Origin of the sequence: Mesorhizobium sp. M7A.F.Ca.AU.002.02.1.1 (assembly GCF_003998535.1) — a bacterium.
Lineage (GTDB): Bacteria > Pseudomonadota > Alphaproteobacteria > Rhizobiales > Rhizobiaceae > Mesorhizobium > Mesorhizobium ciceri.
The window spans coordinates 1-799 of the sequence record NZ_RZPB01001352.1; the positions used below are offsets into that span (position 1 = coordinate 1).

At 58.7% G+C, this 799-nt stretch carries 1 protein-coding gene and 1 pseudogene; one reads left to right on the plus strand and one right to left on the minus strand.

Features of this window, described 5'->3' with window-relative positions; translation table 11 throughout:
- Positions 1–20 precede the first annotated feature (20 nt).
- Positions 21–185 carry a hypothetical protein gene (locus tag EN879_RS39270; protein ID WP_164774928.1) on the minus strand — a complete coding sequence of 55 codons (165 nt, stop codon included), beginning with the start codon at positions 183–185 and terminating at the stop codon, positions 21–23.
- Positions 186–246: 61 nt separating this feature from the next.
- On the opposite strand from EN879_RS39270, the pseudogene EN879_RS37665 reads away from it, so the two are divergent.
- A pseudogene (locus tag EN879_RS37665) lies at positions 247–516 on the plus strand (amino acid synthesis family protein); the annotation flags it as partial.
- Positions 517–799 lie beyond the last annotated feature (283 nt).

Sequence of the window (799 nt, forward strand, 5' to 3'; positions counted from 1 at the left end):
GTCCTTCCTGGCCGAGCGGGTCAGGCAACACCGGAGTATTTTTTCATTCCCCTTGCTGCTCGCACGAGTGACGACCAATCAGCTCCCATAGTGGCGACGAGGTCACTAGCTTCTTCGCTGGAAATGCCGGTGCGGGCGGCGAGCTTCTTCGCAAGCAAATCGAAAGCCAGTTCGACTATCGTCATCGTTCAGCCCTTTCGCTAAGCTCTCCAATACCCTCTCGGAGGGTCTCTCGCATTAGCCCATGTTAATGAGGCGAGAAGCAATTTCCTTCACCTCGTGGGCGGCACGACCTATCTCGAATTCTGCAACACACGCAGCGCGCCTGGCGCGCTGCTGCCGCTTCAGAGGATGCACAAGAGCGAGAACGGTCGCCGCTCACACTTCATCACCGCCAATTTTCAGATCGCCGACGGCCCGGCTGCCGACGAGATCGTCGTGGCCATCGGTGCTGCGGACGGCGGCTGGGTCGGCATGCGTCAGGAAGGCAGTCGCCGATTGACGGGAACAATTTAGCGAACAGTAAATTCAACGGTCTTCTGGTAGGAGGCAAAAGTGTCCCAGCGAAGCGTCGACAAAGACCGATTGGAGCGCGCAGACCGCGAGGCAAAAGTTGCTAACGCGGCCGAGAGAGAGGCGCGTTATTTGAAAACTGCGCGACTTCGAGAACAACGCCTTGCTGCCGAAGCCAAGGGTCCCCAGGCTTCGAAGAAAGGCCGATCCAGGAGCTAAGGCGCTAAGGCGCTTAGCCGCCGAGGCTGGCCGTGAGACAGCGACGCCCTTCTGATGGAACATACAC

Coding starts and splice junctions, on each gene's coding strand:
- EN879_RS39270 (WP_164774928.1), bottom strand. CDS start 185: ATGACGATAGTCGAACTGGCTTTCGATTTGCTTGCGAAGAAGCTCGCC.